Source organism: Haloarchaeobius sp. HME9146 (assembly GCF_025399835.1).
Classification (GTDB): Archaea; Halobacteriota; Halobacteria; order Halobacteriales; family Natrialbaceae; genus Haloarchaeobius.
The window spans coordinates 531,978-549,101 of record NZ_JAODVR010000001.1 but is presented as its reverse complement, the minus strand read 5'-3'; the positions used below and the strand labels follow the sequence as shown (position 1 = coordinate 549,101).

Below are 17,124 nucleotides of genomic sequence, written 5' to 3'. Positions count from 1 at the left end.
GTTCGAATCCCATCGTGCTCTCTCAACCCCAGCGTGTCATCGTCTCACGCCCCGCTTCCAACTTCGAAACCGTTAGTCACACCCATCCCCGAACACCGCCAATGAACTATCTCCTCTGGGCGGTCCTGGCGCTGGTCGCCTACACGCTGGTCGCCCCCCTCATGAGCATCGCGACGAACGGGGACGCCTCCATCCCGAGCAACGTAGCCACCCTGCTCGGCAACGGGATTCTCGTCGCCATCACGCTGGGCGTGGTAAGCTACACCGGCGAGAACCCGACGCAGTACCTCACGCACCCGAAGGCGGGGTTCGTCTACGCGGCGGGGGCGTGTCTCGGCATCGGCATCCTCGCGTACTACAAGGCGCTCTCGCAGGGACCGGTGAGCGTCGTCTCGCCCATCTTCGCGATGTTCCTCGTGACGAGTTCCATCGTCGGCATCCTCGTGCTGGACGAGCCGGCGTCGGCCCGGAAGCTGGCCGGTATCGCGCTCGCCGGCGTGTCGGTCTACCTCGTCTCGACCGGCTGAGCACACCCCCGCAAGCCAGACACTTTTGTCGCACCGCGGCGACCCCCATCGCATGGAGTATTTCGAGGACCTCGATGTCGGCGAGACCCGCGAGCACGGCAGCTACGTCGTCGACGAGGCGGAGATAACCGACTTCGGACAGCAGTACGACCCGCAGCCCTTCCATACCGACCCCGAGGCGGCCGAGGAGTCACTGTTCGGCGGGCTGGTCGCCAGCGGCTGGCACACCGGTTCGATGACGATGCGGCTGCTCGTCGAGGGCATCTTCCCCGGCACGGCCGCGCTGGGGGCGGTGGGAGTCGACGAGCTCCGGTGGCCCAACCCGGTTCGACCCGGCGACGAACTGCACGTCGAGACCGAGGTGCTGGAGAAACAGGCCGACTACCGGCCGGGCGTCGGCCTCGTCCTGAGCCGCGTCGAGACGAAGAATCAGGACGACGAGGTGAAACAGTCGTTCGTGGGGCGGGTGCTGTACCAGCAACGCGAGTAGTGGGGGTCGGGAAACCGCGAATCCCTTGGTCGTTCACGGTTCCCGACAGCCCGAACGGCCGGTTCCGTTCCCCAGCTGACTGGATATTCTCGCTATACAGAGGTTCAGAACAGCGTTATCGTGCCAGCCGCCGTACAGTGTGCCATGGGAACAACCACCGTTCACGCGCCGACGCGGTCGGTCCAGCCGATCCGCGCCATCGCGGAGCGCGGGGGGACAGGTGCCGGCATCGCCGTCATCGTCAACACCCTGCTGCTCGTCGTCGGGCAGCGATTCATCGACATTCCCGCCGGCTTCGACCCCCTGAGCATCGGCTCTGTCGTCACCGCGTCCGCTGCCGGCGCGGTCGCCGCCACCCTGGTCTACATCCTCCTCGACCGAATCGTCACCGAGACGGACAAGCTCATGACAGGCATCGCCTCGTTCGTGCTCATCCTCTCCGTCGTCCCGGTGTTCGTCGTCGCGCCGACACTGGCCGAGGGCGTCGGACCGGGGATACTGGTGCTACTGGTGCTGATGCACGCCGTCGTCGCCGTCGCGAGCGTCGGTGCCCTCACGCACAGTGAAGTGTTCGAGCGGTACCGGGAGGCTCCCGACCAGGAGAATCCCGAGCAGGAACAGACCTGAGCGGGGAAAAGCGTGCTTCCGCAGGGACAGTTATTCTTGGAAGCCGTCTTCGAACCTGAAGGTCCCGTTGCGCTGGACGACCTCGCCGTCGACCTCGATGTACGAATCCTCGCTCATGTCGACAATCATGTCCACGTGGACCGCGGACTCGTTCTGCTCGTTGTCCTCGCCGACGGTCGCCTCGTAGGCGCGGCCGACGGCCATGTGGACGGTATCGCCCATCTTCTCGTCGAACAGCATGTTGTAGGTGAAGACGTCGATGTCGCGGTTCATGCCGATGCCGAGTTCGCCAAGGCGCTTCGCGCCCTCGTCGGCCTCGAGGACGTTCTTCAGTACGTCCTCGTTCTTCTCGGCCTCGTACTCGACGACCTCGCCGCCCTCGAAGACGAGCCGGACACCGGTGACCTCACGGCCCTGGTGGTACAGCGGCTTGTCGAACAGCACCTCGCCCTCGACCGAATCGGGGACCGGTGCGGTGAACACCTCGCCGCCGGGCAGGTTGTGCTTGCCCGTGTCGTTCAGGGTGGTGTTGCCCTTCACGGACATCGTCACGTCGGTCGTCTCGCCGGAGACGATTCGGACCTCGTCGGCCGGGTCGAGTATCTCGACCATCTGCTGCTGGAACTCGCCCTGCTCGTCCCAGTCCTTGTTGACGGCGTCCCAGACGAAGTTCTCGTAGCCCTCGGTGCTCATCTCGGCGAGCTGGGCGTTCGCGTCGGCCGGGTACTGCGTGAGCACCCAGCGCTTCGAGAGGCGCTCGTCGAGCAGCGGGCGACGGGCCTTCTCGTACTCGGCGGTGACCTCGGGGTTCACGTCCGCAGTCTCTGTCATGTTCGCGCCGGCCCGGATGGCGATGTAGACGTCCATCTCCTCGAACAGGGCCATCTCGTGGCTCGGCAGGTCGAACTCGCTGTCGTCACTGTTTCGCAGGTAGGCACGGCGGAAGCGGGTGCCCGTCCGCTGGCTGATTGCCAGCGGGTTCGCGCCCACGTCGGCGCACTCCTCGAACAGGGCCGTGACGAGGTCCTCGGCGACCGGATGGGCGTCGATGACGACGTTGTCACCCTCGGCCAGGTCGGCGGAGTGACTGGCGACGATCTGGGCATGTTCACGAACTCGTGGGTCCATATTCCAGTATTCGGCCGAGTGGTTGTAAACGGTTTTCGATGCGAAATACGGCGGTTCGAGGGGTGGTGGGTGGAGACGAAACGAAGGGGTGGCGCGCGCGGACGAGTGTTCGTCGCGTCAGCGACGTCACGAGTCGAAAGCGCGCGAGGGACGAGACGCGCAGGCGTCGCCGAGCATCGAGTCGGCTGGGGAGGGCGAGGTGCAGGGCGGGGCGGGGCGGTTGCGGTTTCCAGTTGAATCGGCCGAGTCGGCTGCTCCGGAACAGAGACGGCATCCATCCGCGATACCCGAGAGAGACACCCAGACGCAACAGCCGAACACGACCCAGACCGACCCAGATTCGTTCCCACACCACCGCCAAGCTTCATCAGACCGCTCCAGCAAGCAACTCCATGGACATCCGCGAACTGACCGCCGAATCCGAGCGACGCGAGGCGGTCCCCATCCTCCAGCAACTGTGGGGCGACGCCACCCGACCCGAGATACTCGACTGGACCGGCGAGGACGATTACCACCTGTTCGGGCAGTTCGTCGACGGCGAACTCGTCGGGGTCGCCGGGGTGCTCGTCCGGCAGGTCCTCCACCACGACCGGCACGCCTGGCTGTACGACCTGGTCGTCGACGAGGCCCACCGGGGCGCAGGGCACGGTACCGCCCTCGTGGAGTTCGTCGAGGACTGGGCGCGTGAGCAGGACTGCGAACACGTCGCGCTGGCCTCGCCACTGGCCAAAGAAGGCGTCCACGAGTACTACGAGGACCTGGACTACGAGAAGTGGGGCTACGTCGTCGAGAAGGAACTCTGAACCGCCGGCTGGGAGCGGGACCACCGCCTATTTCTCCCCCGGAATCGAACCCGCGACACATGATAGACCTCCGGAGCGACACGGTGACGAAGCCCGACGATGCCATGCGCGAGGCCGCGATGACAGCCGACGTCGGCGACGACGTGTACGGCGAGGACCCGACAGTGAACGAACTCGAAGCCCAGGCCGCCAAGTTGGTGGGGAAGGAAGCCGCCCTCTACGTCCCGACGGGGACGATGGGCAACCAGCTCGCGGCCCGGACCCACACCGAGCGCGGCCAGGAGATCCTGGTCGAGCGCGAGAGCCACATCTACAAGTGGGAGCTCGGCGGGCTGGCCCAGCTCTCCTCGCTGCAGGTCCGGACCCTCGACGGCGGCGAGCGCGGGATTCCCACACCGGAGCAGGTCCGCGAGGGCTACGTCGAGGAGAACGCCCACCGACCCGGCACGGGATTACTGAGCCTGGAGAACACGCACAACTCGAAGGGCGGGGTCGCAATCGAGCCCGAGAAGATAGAAGCCGCAGCAGCGGCGGCCCACGACCTCGGGCTTCCAGTCCATCTCGACGGGGCGCGGGTGTGCAACGCCGCCGTCGCCCTCGACGTGCCAGTCCACGAGGTCACGGAGTCGGTCGACACCGTGATGTTCTGCCTGTCGAAGGGGCTGGGCGCGCCGGTCGGGTCGATGCTCGCCGGCCCCGAGGAGTTCATCGCGAAGGCACGCCGGAACCGCAAACTGTTCGGCGGCGGCATGCGCCAGGCCGGCATCATCGCCGGTCCCGGGCTGGAAGCGCTCGGGAACGTCGAGCGACTGGCCGACGACCACGCCAACGCGACGGCGCTCGCTGCGGGACTGGACGAGCTGCCGGGGCTCTCCGTGGCGGAACCGGAGACCAACATCGTCCTCGTCGACACCAGCGACTCCGAACTGGACGCCGACGAGTTCCTCGCCGCGTGTGAGGAGGTCGACGTCATCGGCTCGAAGTTCGGCGAGCAGACGGTCCGCTTCTGCACGCACTGGGACGTCGATTCGGCGGACATGGAGACGACCATCGAACGCGTCGCGTCGGTGCTGTAGTCGGGAGCGTTCACTCACGGCTGGGGCTGTGCACCCGCCGTGCCAGCACCCACAACCCCCTTTTGCCGTGGCTACGTTCCATCACTCGTGACAACAGACTCTGCGGACGCCGCCGGGACGCTCCCCGACTCGACCCACGTCGGCCGGGTCGCGTTGCGCGTCGGCTCCCTCGACGCGACCGTCCCGTTCTACCGCGACGTGGTCGGCCTCGACGTGGTGCGAGACGACGATTCCGGTGAGGCGCGACTGCTGGCCGACGGCGAGGAGCTGGTCGTGTTAGTGGAAGACCCGGACACACCCGAACGTCCCCGCGATGCGGCGGGATTGTTCCACCTCGCGGTGCGGGTTCCGGACCGGGCAGCACTGGCCGACGCGCTGACCCGTATCCGTACCCACGGGAACCTGACTGGCGCGTCGGACCACGTCGTCAGCGAGGCACTGTATCTCCGCGACCCGGAGGGAAACGGTGTCGAGATATACCGCGACAGACCCCGGGAAGAGTGGCGCGAGACGGCCGCCGGGCAACTCGACATCCGGACGCTGCCGCTCGACCTGGACGACCTCGCCGCGGCCGCCGAATCCGACACGAGAGACGCCGACCGCGCTCCCCCCGGAACCGACATCGGGCACGTCCATCTCGAGGTCACCGACCTCGACCGGGCACTCGACTTCTACGTCGACGACCTCGGGTTCACCCTGGAGAACGACGAGTACGACGGCGCAGCGTTCGTCGCTGCCGGTGGATACCACCACCATCTCGGGCTGAACACCTGGAACCGGCGGACCGCCCAGCGCGGCGACCACCGCGGGCTGGCGTGGTACGAACTCGTGGTGCCTGACGAAGGTTCACTGTCGGCGCTCTCCGACCGGCTGACTGCCGCAGGAGAGCCGGTCGAGGAGACGGAGCACGGGCTCTCGGTCACCGACCCCGCCGGCATCGAGGTACGGATTCGCGTCGAGTAGCCAGTCGCAGGAACGTCGTCTCGTCAGCGTTTCTTCCCGGACCCCTTGTCCATACCCTCCCGGAAACTGAGCATGGTCTTGCGGAACATCAGGTAGAAGAAGAAGATGAGCGCGAGCAGGAACCCCACGACGATGAGCGTGAACGGGTCCTCGAGGAGCCCACCGAGCTGGGCTGGAAGCGGTGTCTGCATACGCGATGGTTCTTGAGCACGACGTTTATGCGTTTCGCCAGTATGACACCTGGAGCAGATACAAACCTTCATGCCAAACGATGACTAGGCGTACTGTATGGCCGACCTGTTGCCCTCCACTCCGGACACGTCGGCGGCTGACGACGCAGAACCACGTGTCATCGGCCTCGACAGTGACGACGCCGACGACCTCATCGGGGCGTTGTCCTCCTCGACCGCCCGCCAACTACTGACGGCCCTCCACGACGAGCCTGCGACCCCGTCGAAGCTCGCCGACGCCGTCGACACCTCGCTCCAGAACACACAGTACCACCTGGAGAAGCTCGAAGACGCGGACATCATCGAGGTCGTCGATACGGCCTACTCCGCGAAGGGGCGCGAGATGAAGGTGTACGCCCCCTCGAACCAGCCACTGGTCGTCTTCGCTGGTGGCACAAAGGAGTCGACCGGGCTGAAGACCGCCCTCTCGCGCCTGCTCGGTGCGTTCGGACTGCTCGCACTCGGTGCCGTCGCCGTACAGGAGTTCCTCGGCGACGGTCTCGCCAACTTCTTCGGTGGCGAGAGCGCCCCCACCGGGGCACCCGCACCGGGCCCGAGCACGCAGCCGGTCGCCGGCAACGCGAACAACACGACCGGGACGACGACGACCGCCGTCGAGACGACCACACAGGCCGCCGGTGCCGCCGCGGACACCGCCGCAGCCGCCGTCTCACCGGGCCTCGCGTTCTTCCTCGGCGGGGCCATCGTCCTCGCCGCCGGGTTCGCCTACTGGTACACCGAGAACCAGTAATCCGACGAACCCACGGTTTCACCGGTCTCGTAAGTAAAATACACGTTTGAGTATACGGTATCTATTTTGAAAGGTAGTCTGTAGGTAGAGGTGCACCCCGGGACTTCGGCCCTCCACCCGTCATGACACAGCCGCCCGGGGTCGGGTCGTCCCGACAGCGGCACCCGTCGCCCTGTCCCCGCTTTCACTGCTGACTCTCACGCGCGCCATCCGACGGGACCACGAATCGTTCGATGACGGTCCCGTCGGGCTGAACCAGTTCTCCCGAGAGCCCGTCGGCCGTCGCTTCGAGTTCGGCGTGTGCCGGCCGGTTCCCTCGCGGCTGGGCGTGACTCCCCGGATTCAACAGACAGATGTCCTGAGTCTCGACGAATCGCGGGCGATGTGTGTGCCCGGAGACGACGAGGTCCGCGCCCTTCTCGCGGCCGAACATCCGCAGGCCGAGGTCCCCGCCGTTGCGCCGGTGCGTGACCGCGATGGTGAACCCCGCGTGCTCGAACACCCGCGCTGTCGGGAGTCGGTCTCGCACGGCTTGCCCGTCCGCGTTGCCGTGGACCGCGAGCAGCCGGTCGGCCTCCTCGCGAAAGGCGTCGAGAACTGTTGGCGTAGTGAAATCTCCGGCGTGGACCACGAGGTCGGCCTCTCGGACCGCCTCGAGAGACCGGCCAGCGAGGGCGTGCCCCGTCCTGGCATGCGAATCAGAGCAGATAACGAGCATGGCCAGCACTACGACGCGAGGGGTGACGTGATTTTCGACGGACAAAAACGGATTTGGGGGTCCCCCCAGTATGTGCACATATGTCGAAAGAGCGCGAGCGCCAAGAGAATCACCGGGCCGTCGCGGACGCGGTCGTCCTCGCCACGTTCGACGACGCTGCGCCCCGGACCGCGACCGAGGTCGCCGCCGAGACGGACGTCTCGTCCGAGGTCGTCGTCGATATCCTCGACGGCCTCGTCGAGGGGGGTGACCTACGGGCGAAGGAACTGACCGACGGAGACGCGACGCTGACCGCCTACTTCGCCCCCGCATCGCTGCACGGGACACCGGCGAACGTCGACCCGGAGACGGCCCGCGAGGAGGCCGTCGACGAGGCCGTCGCCGAGATGGACGTGCCCGGTGTGAGCGAGATGATGATCGACTGGCGTCGGGACGCGGTCCGCGCCGCGTGGGACCACCTCGCCGAGGAGGGCACCGTCACCGACCGCGAGTTCAAGATGGAGGTGTTCCCGAAGTACCGGGCCGGCTACGACGACGCCGAGGCCTGGTGGTCGTTCCTGCGCCCGCGGCTCCCCCGTCTGCCCGGCGTGACCGGCCCCGGCGAGGACGGCAGCACCTGGGAGTACGTATCAGCGTAGGAGAGCGGAAACGCTTTTTTACTGGCCCTCGCGCACCTATTTGATGGCCTCAAGCAAGTCTGTCGTTATCGCGGCGCTCATCGCTAACGGCGCGATCGCGATTCTGAAGTTCATCGGGTTCAGCATCACCGGGAGTCCGGCGATGCTGTCCGAGACGTATCACTCCATCTCCGACACCGGGAACCAGGTCTTCCTCCTCTTCGGCATCCGCTACTCCGGCAAGGAAGCGACCCGGAGCCACCCCTTCGGCTACGGGAAGGCACAGTTCTTCTACGCGTTCCTCGTCAGCGTGCTCCTGTTCGGTATCGCGGGCTGGGAGTCCGCCAAGCACGGCTACCACGCGATCCTCCACCCGAAACCCCCGAACTCGGGCTGGTCAACGTCGCAGGCTACGAGTTCCCCGGCATCTGGGTGAGCTACGCGGTCCTCATCGGTGCCATCGTCTTCGAGACCTACGCGTTCGCGAAGGCGTACAAGGCGATGAAGCTCCAGATAGAGAAGCACAACTGGTCGGGGTTCCGCGAGGCGTTCCGGAAGACCAGCGACGTGACGACGCTGACGGCCCTGACCGAGGACGCCATCGCCCTGGGCGGGGCCGCCATCGCACTGGTCGGTATCTACCTCTCGCGAATCACCGGCAACGGCATCTACGACGCCATCTCCGCGTTTCTCATCGGCCTCATGCTGATGGGCTTCGCCATCGCGCTGGCGTGGGAGAACAAGCGCCTCCTGCTCGGTGAGTCACTCTCCGACGAGGCCGAGAACCCGCTCCGTGACATCGTCCGCCGGTCCACCGGCGTCACGAAGGTCGAGGACTTCCGGACGGTCTACTTCGGCCCCGGCCGCGCCATCGTCACCGCCGACGTGGCCTTCGATGCGGACATGGACACCGAAGCCATCGACGACACCATCACCGCCATCGAAGAGGAGATACAGGCCTCCGACGACCGCATCAAGAAGGTGTACATCGAGCCGGAACTGAAGGACACGGCAGCAGTGTGACGTGCTAGCAATCGGTTACTAGCTTTCTACATCACCATAGGTATCGTCACCCTACTCGACGGCTAGGCAGGGTCTACTCTCAGAGAACGAGTCATTAGCTTAGATGGTTCCCACCCTCGATGCGAAGTGATGACTCGTTTCAACCGACGTGAATTTCTAACAGTCAGTGGGGCAGTGCTCGGCGGCATCGCTGCATCCGGGACCGTCACCGCACGCGAATCAGCGACACGCTACATCGTCGACCTCAAACCGAACGCGCGACTCGGGAAGGTGGACGTCGTCCACGACCTTTCGCAGGTTGGACTCGCCGTGGTTGAAGGACAGGAGCGAGACGTACGACGGCTCGGGACGTACGCGCCCGATATCGAGATGCAGCTCGACCTGCCGGCGGTCGAGCACATCGATACGACGGCGGTGGCGGGCTACGACGACCCATTGTACGGTCTCCAGTGGGACAAGCAGGCGATGGACATGCCCGAGGTCCACGACATGTGCAAGGGTGAGGGCGCACGGATCGCCATCATCGACTCGGGTATCGACGCCAGTCACGAGGACCTGACCGTGAACGTTGAAGAATCAAAGAACTTCACCGGCGACGAGCTGGGGAAAGGAGTACCTGCAGGCGGCTACCACGGCACCCACGTCGCTGGAATCGCGGCCGCGACAGCCAACAACGAGATGGGTGTCGTCGGCGTGGCACCCGAGGCTGAACTCGTCGACTGTCGCGTCTTCTCGACCGGCCCTGGCGCGTCCTTCGCGGACATCCTCGCGGCCATCGTCTACGCCGCGGACATCGGAAGCGACGTGGCGAACCTCAGCCTCGGTGCGTATCCCGTTCCGCGAGAAGGTCTTGGTCCGTTCTACGGGCAGACGCTCAACCGAGTGATGACGTGGGCGAACAGCATGGGCACGCTCCTCGTCATCTCGGCAGGGAACGACACGTCGGACCTCCAGCACGACGGCCGCATCTGTTTCGAGAACGAGGACGGTTCCGTCGACTGCTTCTCGGCTATCAGCCTCCCGAACGAGGGCGCACAGGCGCTCTCCGTGGCGGCGACCGGCCCCATCGGGTTCGGGTGGGGCGACACCGGGATGGAACAGCCCGCGCACTCGCCGTCGTTCTATACCAACTACGGGACCAACGCAATCACCCTCGCTGCACCCGGTGGGGACGCGGACCTGGCAGCAGCAGCGAACGAGGTCCCCGGCTGGTGGTACGACCTCGTTCTCAGTACCGTTCCGGGCGGGTACGGCTGGGCTGCGGGCACCTCCATGGCCGCCCCGCAGGTCGCGGGCGCAGTCGCCCTGCTGAAGGGCGAGGATTCGTCGCTCAACGCGAACCAGGTCGAGAGCATCCTCACGCGGACCGCGTGGATGCCCGAAGACTACGACAAGGCGTACTACGGCGCAGGGTTCCTGAACCCGTACGGCGCGCTCAAGGAAATCGGCCTCTGAGCCCGCGAAAACAGCTGTTTCAGTCGTCGTCAGTCAGGAGCCGCTGGATGTCCTCTTCCGAGAGGATGTCGAGCAGGCTCTCGCCGTCTTTCAACCGCTGTCGGTCCTCGTCCGTCAGGAGGTCGTCCAGTTTCTTCTCCTCGATGCGCTCGCGGAGGTCGTCGTCGAGGTCGTCGATGTCGTATCCCGGAATCGGCATGACAGGGACAACTATGTTACTTGTTACCTTATCACTACACCCGAATTCATCAAGGTGGACCACCCCACCCGGAGCGAGCAGCCGAACCCTTTTGACCGAGAACGGGCAATCACACGGTGTGTCCGAGGTCAACGCGTATCTCCGCTTCTTCCCCTACGACGAGCCCTACGAGAACCAGGGCGAGGCGATGGACCGCATCCACACCTCGCTCGAACGGGGCCAAGACGTGCTGTTTGAGGGGGCCTGTGGGACGGGGAAGACGCTGTCGGCGCTCGTCCCAGCGCTGGAGTACGCACGCGAGACGGGGAAGACGGTCGTCATCACGACCGACGTCCACCAGCAGATGCGCCAGTTCGTGCAGGAGGCCCGCGCCATCACGAAACACGAGCCGATTCGCGCCGTGGTGTTCAAGGGCAAGGCCTCGATGTGCCACATCGACGTGGGTTACGAGGAGTGCCAGGTGCTGCGGGACAACACCCGCGAACTGGTCGACGCGCGCATGGAGGCGGCCCAGCTGCGCGACCGCGAGCGCGAACTGCTGTCGGCGGCCCAGGAGGGCGAGGAGAAGGCCGCCGAGGCGCGCGAGGCCGTGGTCGACGAACTCGACGCGGTGAGCCAGCGCGCCGAGTCCATCAGCGAGGAGAAGAACGTCTGTGACCACTACCGGAACAACCTCACTGGCAATACCGAGGAGTTCTACCAGTGGCTGTTCGACGACGTGCGCACGCCCGACGACGTGTACGAGTACGCCCACCAGCAGACGATGTGCGGGTACGAGCTGCTGAAGGACGGGATGGAGGGCGTCGACCTCGTGGTCGCGAACTACCACCACCTGCTCGACCCGATGATCCGCGAGCAGTTCTTCCGGTGGCTCGGGCGGGACCCCGAGGACGTCATCACGGTGTTCGACGAGGCGCACAACGTCGAGGGGGCGGCCCGGGACCACGCGACTCGCACCCTCACCGAGCAGACGCTCGACCAGGCATTAGAGGAACTCGACGAGAGCGAGGACTCACGGGCAACGCGCGCCGAGACGGTCCTGCGGGCCTACCGCGACGCCCTGGTCGAGGTGTACGAGGACTCGTTCTCCTTCGGCGAGCGCGAGCAGGTCGGCGACGACTGGGAGGACGTCGCGGTCGCGAACGAATCGGGGCGGGACGACCTGACGATGGAGTTCCTCCAGCAGCAGTACGACGGGCTGGACTACAAGGCCGACCTGGAGGCTGCGGTGATGCTCGGGAAGGAACTCGACGACCGGTACGAGGAGGCGTACAAGAACGGCGAGGCGACCACCCGGCAGGAGTGCCAGACGCTGCAGGCCGCCACCTTCGTCGGCGCGTGGATGCGCGAGGGCACCCAGGAGGGCCTGCATCCGGTGGCCTCGGTCCGCCGGGACCAGGGAACCGACGAGGTGTACGGGAGAGCCGAACTCTACACCTGCATCCCACAGGAGGTCACGAAGGAACTGTTCGAGGAGGTCCACGCGACCGTGCTGATGAGCGCCACGCTCAGGCCGTTCCACGTCACCGAGGACGTGCTCGGCCTCACCAACCCGGTGAACATGGCCTACGGCCTGCAGTTCCCGCCGGAGAAACGCCGGACCTACGCCGTCTCGACGCCCGCGCTGTTCGCCAGCGCCAGGGACGACCCCACGGTCCAGAAGGAGGTCGGCGACACCCTGCACGACGTGGTCCGGTTCACCCCCGGCAACACGCTCGTGTTCACGCCGAACTACTCGGAAGCAGCGCGCTACGCCGCCCACCTGCGCAAACACGGCGATACGACGGTGTACCTCGACAAGGCCGGCGTCAGCGCCGAGGACCTGCGCGAGGACTTCACCAGCGACGACGATGCAGTCTTGCTCACATCTCTGTGGGGAACGTTGGCAGAGGGGGTGAGCTTCGACGGCGACGACGCCCGGACCGTGGCGGTGCTGGGTGTGCCGTATCCGCATCTGGATGACCGGGCCGAGGCGGTCCAGCAAGCGTATGGCAAGGCGTTCGGCCGGCCGACCGACAAGGACCCCGGCTGGAAGTACGCGGTCGAGATTCCCACGGTTCGCAAGACGCGACAGGCGCTCGGACGGGTGATTCGCTCGCCGGACGACTTCGGGGTCCGGGTGCTGCTGGACGAGCGATACACGGCACGAAGCAAGGGCGAAATGGGCAAGTACAGTGTTCGAGATACGTTCCCGGCCGAGGAGCGCGACGAGATGCTGGACATCAAGCCCGAGAAGCTGAAGTTCGCGATGATGAACTTCTACCAGGACATGGAGGCGTACGACGGGCCGCCGCCGACGCCATGAGAATCAGTTCCGAGCGTTGGGTCGTTCGTGATGAGTGACGCTGCGTGAACCGAGAGCAGCTGTGACGACGAGCAGTTCACTCGCGCTGGCGGAAATGGAAACCGCTACCGCCCCGCACAGCACCACACCACAGCCTCCCCAGCCAATTGCGGTCCTCGTTCCGCGCTGCTCCACTGCGGTCCTCATCCCTCGCACGCCCTCAACTCGCGGCCTCACTAGCGTTCGGCACGCTCTTCAGCGCGCGCCGGGTGGTTCGAGAAAAACCCGCGATTCAGGCTGGGAGACTGATCCTCGCCGCCACCTCCCGGTACCGCGAGTCGAAGATTTCTAACTGATTGACCGTCCACGTCACCGGCTCGATGTCTTGCTCCAGCAGCCTATCGGCGGCCGACTGCGGGGCGTCGCGGGCGATGGTGACGTGCGGGACGTAGTCTTCGCCCTCCAGCCCACCGATGGCCCCGAACTCGTCGACGAGGCGCTCGTGCAGGTCCAGCAGGCCGGGACTCTCGACCTCGAAGTAGACGACCGGGGCAGTGCCTTTCGTGGGCTGCTCGAAGCAACCGAGGCCGGTCACCTGCACCTCGAAGGCTGGCTGGCCGTGCAGGGCCCGCCGGACCTCGTGCTCGCGCACGGAGAAGTGCTCGGGGTCGCCGATGCGCTTGGCGAGGAGCGTGTAGTCCTCTCGCACCCGGTCGAAATCGAGTAAGAAGGGATGGAGGTCGCTGGCGAGGCGGGCGACCGACCCGGGGACCGGGACGTTGACGCTGTACACGGTCGTATTCTGCCAGCGAGCGAAAAGAGCGTGACGGTCCGGCTCAGAGCCGGTCGGTCAGCCACAGCACGATGAGGACGATGATGGCCAGCCCGAGCAGCGGCCGGAACGGCCCGAGCAGTGCGCCGAAGATGCCAACTATCTCCCCCACGACCTCCAGTGCGATCCAGAGGACGACCAGGACCAGGACGATACGGAGCAACGACTCGACTTCGAGGTCCGCACGGTTGTCGAACATACGAAAACGTGGGGGTCGGCTGGACATAAAACCAGTTCCAAACCGAGAATGTGCGTGGCACTCACACACGTGTAACTTTTGCTGCCCCACAAGGTTTTAATACCAAGGTGAATCTAACTCTGGGTACGATGAAGCAACACCGCAGTCACCTCGCGCCTTCGTTCTCCGCGAGCGGTGTTGCTGTCCGACGACCGCGACGACGACCGGCCCGTTAGGGCCTACTACATTCTCACCATCGCGGCGCACAGTTTCAAACTACAATCGGTCGGCGGACGCCAGTCCGCCAGTAACACGGACACGGCATGACACAACACACATCGGACTCCACGACAGCATCGAACCAGAAAGTAGCACTCGCGTTCTCGGGCGGCCTCGACACCACCGTCTGCGTCCCGCTCCTCAAGGAGGAGTACGGGTACGACGAGGTCATCGGCGTCACCGTCGACGTCGGCCAGCCGAAAGCCGAGTTCGCCGAGGCGGAGGAGACCGCCGAGGCGCTCGGCCTCGAACACTACGTCGTCGACGCCAAGGAGGAGTTCGCGGAACTCTGCCTGGACTCGGTGAAGGCGAACGCGACCTACCAGGGCTACCCCCTGGGGACGGCGATGGCCCGCCCGGTCATCGCGAAGGCCATCCTCTCGGTCGCCGAGGAGCAGGGCTGCACCGGCATCGCCCACGGCTGCACGGGCAAGGGCAACGACCAGCTGCGTTTCGAGGCTGTCTGGCGTGACTCCTCGCTGGAGGTCATCGCGCCGGTCCGCGAACTCGGCCTGACCCGCAAGTGGGAGAAGGAGTACGCCGACGAGAAGGGCCTGCCCGTCGAGGGCGGCAACGAGGGCGACTGGTCCATCGACACGAACCTCTGGAGCCGTTCGGTCGAGGGCAAGAACCTCGAGGACCCGAGCTACATCCCGCCGGAAGACATCTACGAGTGGACCGACGCCCCGACGGGCGAGACGACCACCATCGAAATCACGTTCGAGAACGGCTACCCGGTCGCCGTCGACGGCGAGTCCTACGAGCCGGTCGAACTCATCGAGTACCTGAACGAGTTCGCGGGCGCGTACGGCGTCGGCCGCACCGACATGATGGAAGACCGCATGCTCGGCCTGAAGGTGCGCGAGAACTACGAGCACCCGGCCGCGACGGTCCTGCTCGAAGCCCACGAGGGCCTCGAACAGCTCGTGTTCACGAAGGAGGAGCGCGACTTCAAGCCCCAGGTCGAGAACCAGTGGGCACAGAAGGCCTACGAGGGCCTCGTCGACGCACCCCTCATGAAATCGCTCGACGCCTACATCGACCAGAGCCAGACGAAGGTGACGGGCACCGTCACCGTGAAGCTCCAGGGCGGGATGGTCCGCGTGGTCTCCCGCGAGTCCGACTTCGCGGTCTACTCCGAGTCCGCGGCCTCGTTCAACACCGAGACGGTCGACGGCATCGAGCAGGAGGACGCGACGGGCGTGGCGAAGTACCACGGCTTCCAGTCGCGCCTCGCGAACTCGGTCGCGAAGCAGGCCGAAACCGAACCTGAACTCCCGGCCGACGACTGAGATAGATGACGGACTTCGAGAGCGACGAGGGGACGGCTGTCCGTGGCGACCGCTTCAGCGGCGGCCCCGCCCGCGGCTTCCTCTCCTCGCTCGACGCCGACGAGCGCATCTTCGCGGCCGACGTGGCCGTCGACCGCGCCCACGTGGTCATGCTGGCCGAACAGGGTATCATCGACGACGAGACCGCCGGCACCATCCTGCAGGCGCTGAACGTCGTCGAGGTCGAGGGGCACACGGCGCTCCCCGACGGCGAGGACGTCCACGAGGCGATCGAGAGCGCGGTCATCGAGCAGGTCGGCCCCGAGGGCGGCAAGATGCACACCGCCCGCTCGCGCAACGACGAGGTCGCGACCTGCATCCGCCTGCGCCTGCGCGAGGACGTGCTCGAGGCCATCGAGGCGGTGTGTGACCTGCGCGCCGCACTCGTCGCGGGCGCGACCGAACACGCCGACACGGTGATGCCCGGCTTCACACACCTGCAGCACGCCCAGCCGACGACGGTCGGGCACTACCTGCTCTCGTACGAGCAGGCGCTTGCCAGGGATACGGCCCGCCTGTTCGACGCGTTCGGGCGCATCAACCAGAACCCGCTCGGGGCGGCGGCGTTCGCCGGCACCCCCTTCGACGTGGACCGCGACCGGACCGCCGAACTGCTGGGGTTCGACAGCGTCCTGACGAACTCGATGGACGCCTCCTCGGCGCGTGACTTCCTCGTGGAGGTCGCGTCGGCGATGGCGAACCTCGCGACGACCCTGTCGGGGCTCTCGGAGGACGTGGTCATCTTCGCGAACCAGGGCTACCTGGACCTCTCGGACGACTACTCCTCGACCTCCTCGATCATGCCCCAGAAGAAGAACCCCGACACGTTCGAACTCGTCCGCTCGGTCGCGGGCGAGGCGAACAGCGGGCTGATGGGCATCCTGACGACACTGAAAGGACTCCCGCGTGCGTACAACCGCGACCTGCAGAACGCGACCCCGCACGTCTGGGATTCGGTCGACACCGTGACCCAGGCGGTCGGCGTGGCCGCCGGTGGCATCGCGACCGCGACCTGGAACGAGGACGACCTGGCCGACGCGGCCGGCTCGAACTTCTCGACGGCGACAGGCGTTGCGGACCTGCTCGCGATGGAGGGCGTCCCGTTCCGTACCGCGCACGAACTCGTCGCCAAGGCGGGTGAGACCGGTGCCGACTACGCGGCCCTCGACGCCGCGGCGGAAGACGTGCTGGGCGAATCGCTCGACACCTACGTCGACAAGGACGCGGTCGAGGCAGCCCTCGACCCGGCCGAGAGCGTGGCGATGCGCGACTCGGCCGGCGGCCCGGCTCCCGACGCGGTGGCAGCCGCACTCGACGAGGCCGAGGCGACCCTCACCGCGGACACCGACGAGCTCGAGGCGAAACGTGGGGCGCTCGACGACGCCCACACCGCCCTGATGGCAGAGGTGAACGAGTATGTCTGAGACGGCCCACATGCGACCACCACGACCCCGACTTCTCCCACGAGTCCCACGACGGGACAAAATGAACTAAATCCGATAATTTATTTCGGATGTTCGACTTTGGATGCTCCCCTCCACCGATTAGAGCCATCAGAGTTTGTGTAAAAGTTTTGGTAAGTTCGGAAGTTTTAATATAGTGTATCGCCCATG

The 17,124-nt window shown here is 65.9% G+C and carries 18 protein-coding genes and 1 pseudogene; 13 read left to right on the top strand and 6 right to left on the bottom strand.

The window, feature by feature from the left end:
* Window positions 1-101: 101 nt before the first annotated feature.
* From N6C22_RS02815 to N6C22_RS02805, 3 genes are all read left to right on the top strand, one after another.
* A complete protein-coding gene (locus N6C22_RS02815) occupies window positions 102-527 on the top strand; it encodes an EamA family transporter (protein ID WP_261649227.1) in 426 nt (141 codons plus the stop codon).
* A gap of 52 nt (window positions 528-579) precedes the next feature.
* Window positions 580-1,017, top strand: coding sequence for a MaoC family dehydratase (locus N6C22_RS02810; RefSeq protein WP_261649226.1), 438 nt, complete (start codon window positions 580-582; stop codon window positions 1,015-1,017).
* A gap of 144 nt (window positions 1,018-1,161) precedes the next feature.
* The gene (locus tag N6C22_RS02805; RefSeq protein ID WP_261649225.1) at window positions 1,162-1,644 is read left to right on the top strand and encodes a DUF6069 family protein; all 483 of its coding nucleotides are present in this window, start codon (window positions 1,162-1,164) and stop codon (window positions 1,642-1,644) included.
* 30 nt (window positions 1,645-1,674) lie between these two features.
* Here N6C22_RS02805 and N6C22_RS02800 read toward each other — a convergent pair whose 3' ends face one another.
* The gene (locus N6C22_RS02800) at window positions 1,675-2,772 is read right to left on the bottom strand and encodes an aminopeptidase (RefSeq protein ID WP_261649224.1); all 1,098 of its coding nucleotides are present in this window, start codon (window positions 2,770-2,772) and stop codon (window positions 1,675-1,677) included.
* Between the two features lie 392 nt (window positions 2,773-3,164).
* Between N6C22_RS02800 and N6C22_RS02795 the strand changes: the two genes are divergently transcribed.
* The 3 genes from N6C22_RS02795 to N6C22_RS02785 all read left to right on the top strand — a co-directional run bounded on the left by N6C22_RS02795 (window position 3,165) and on the right by N6C22_RS02785 (window position 5,614).
* Window positions 3,165-3,575 carry a GNAT family N-acetyltransferase gene (locus N6C22_RS02795; protein ID WP_261649223.1) on the top strand — a complete coding sequence of 137 codons (411 nt, stop codon included), beginning with the start codon at window positions 3,165-3,167 and terminating at the stop codon, window positions 3,573-3,575.
* A 59-nt stretch (window positions 3,576-3,634) separates the two neighbouring features.
* Window positions 3,635-4,651 (top strand): low specificity L-threonine aldolase, encoded by a 1,017-nt coding sequence (locus N6C22_RS02790; RefSeq protein ID WP_261649222.1) that lies wholly within the window; start codon window positions 3,635-3,637, stop codon window positions 4,649-4,651.
* 87 nt (window positions 4,652-4,738) lie between these two features.
* Window positions 4,739-5,614 (top strand): VOC family protein, encoded by an 876-nt coding sequence (locus N6C22_RS02785; protein WP_261649221.1) that lies wholly within the window; start codon window positions 4,739-4,741, stop codon window positions 5,612-5,614.
* Window positions 5,615-5,637: 23 nt separating this feature from the next.
* Here the strand turns inward: N6C22_RS02785 and N6C22_RS02780 are convergent, their stop codons facing one another.
* Window positions 5,638-5,805 carry a hypothetical protein gene (locus N6C22_RS02780; protein ID WP_261649220.1) on the bottom strand — a complete coding sequence of 56 codons (168 nt, stop codon included), beginning with the start codon at window positions 5,803-5,805 and terminating at the stop codon, window positions 5,638-5,640.
* A 97-nt stretch (window positions 5,806-5,902) separates the two neighbouring features.
* On the opposite strand from N6C22_RS02780, the gene N6C22_RS02775 reads away from it, so the two are divergent.
* Window positions 5,903-6,595 carry a helix-turn-helix domain-containing protein gene (locus tag N6C22_RS02775; RefSeq protein WP_261649219.1) on the top strand — a complete coding sequence of 231 codons (693 nt, stop codon included), beginning with the start codon at window positions 5,903-5,905 and terminating at the stop codon, window positions 6,593-6,595.
* A 184-nt stretch (window positions 6,596-6,779) separates the two neighbouring features.
* Here N6C22_RS02775 and N6C22_RS02770 read toward each other — a convergent pair whose 3' ends face one another.
* Entirely contained in the window at window positions 6,780-7,313 is a 534-nt protein-coding gene (locus N6C22_RS02770) for a metallophosphoesterase (protein ID WP_261649218.1), read from the bottom strand.
* Between the two features lie 80 nt (window positions 7,314-7,393).
* Here N6C22_RS02770 and N6C22_RS02765 point away from each other — a divergent pair, with 80 nt between their 5' ends.
* The 3 genes and pseudogenes from N6C22_RS02765 (at window position 7,394) to N6C22_RS02755 (ending at window position 10,408) form a co-directional block, all read left to right on the top strand.
* Window positions 7,394-7,951, top strand: a complete 558-nt coding sequence (locus N6C22_RS02765; protein ID WP_261649217.1) for a hypothetical protein — start codon at window positions 7,394-7,396, stop codon at window positions 7,949-7,951.
* A 43-nt stretch (window positions 7,952-7,994) separates the two neighbouring features.
* Window positions 7,995-8,953: pseudogene (locus N6C22_RS02760) on the top strand (cation diffusion facilitator family transporter).
* 174 nt (window positions 8,954-9,127) lie between these two features.
* The gene (locus N6C22_RS02755) at window positions 9,128-10,408 is read left to right on the top strand and encodes a S8 family serine peptidase (protein ID WP_261649216.1); all 1,281 of its coding nucleotides are present in this window, start codon (window positions 9,128-9,130) and stop codon (window positions 10,406-10,408) included.
* 19 nt (window positions 10,409-10,427) lie between these two features.
* On the opposite strand, the gene N6C22_RS02750 is transcribed toward N6C22_RS02755, so the two are convergent.
* Window positions 10,428-10,607, bottom strand: a complete 180-nt coding sequence (locus N6C22_RS02750) for a hypothetical protein (RefSeq protein WP_261649215.1) — start codon at window positions 10,605-10,607, stop codon at window positions 10,428-10,430.
* Window positions 10,608-10,725: 118 nt separating this feature from the next.
* On the opposite strand from N6C22_RS02750, the gene N6C22_RS02745 reads away from it, so the two are divergent.
* Window positions 10,726-12,912, top strand: a complete 2,187-nt coding sequence (locus N6C22_RS02745) for an ATP-dependent DNA helicase (protein ID WP_369684385.1) — start codon at window positions 10,726-10,728, stop codon at window positions 12,910-12,912.
* 271 nt (window positions 12,913-13,183) lie between these two features.
* Here N6C22_RS02745 and N6C22_RS02740 read toward each other — a convergent pair whose 3' ends face one another.
* Together N6C22_RS02740 and N6C22_RS02735 are read right to left on the bottom strand one after the other, a co-directional pair.
* Window positions 13,184-13,684, bottom strand: a complete 501-nt coding sequence (locus N6C22_RS02740) for a 2'-5' RNA ligase family protein (protein WP_261649214.1) — start codon at window positions 13,682-13,684, stop codon at window positions 13,184-13,186.
* A 43-nt stretch (window positions 13,685-13,727) separates the two neighbouring features.
* Window positions 13,728-13,922 carry a hypothetical protein gene (locus N6C22_RS02735; protein WP_261649213.1) on the bottom strand — a complete coding sequence of 65 codons (195 nt, stop codon included), beginning with the start codon at window positions 13,920-13,922 and terminating at the stop codon, window positions 13,728-13,730.
* 302 nt (window positions 13,923-14,224) lie between these two features.
* Here N6C22_RS02735 and N6C22_RS02730 point away from each other — a divergent pair, with 302 nt between their 5' ends.
* Window positions 14,225-15,472, top strand: a complete 1,248-nt coding sequence (locus N6C22_RS02730; RefSeq protein WP_261649212.1) for an argininosuccinate synthase — start codon at window positions 14,225-14,227, stop codon at window positions 15,470-15,472.
* A 5-nt stretch (window positions 15,473-15,477) separates the two neighbouring features.
* On the top strand, window positions 15,478-16,935 hold the full coding sequence (argH, locus tag N6C22_RS02725) for an argininosuccinate lyase (protein WP_261649210.1): 1,458 nt from the start codon (window positions 15,478-15,480) through the stop codon (window positions 16,933-16,935).
* Window positions 16,936-17,124: the final 189 nt, after the last annotated feature.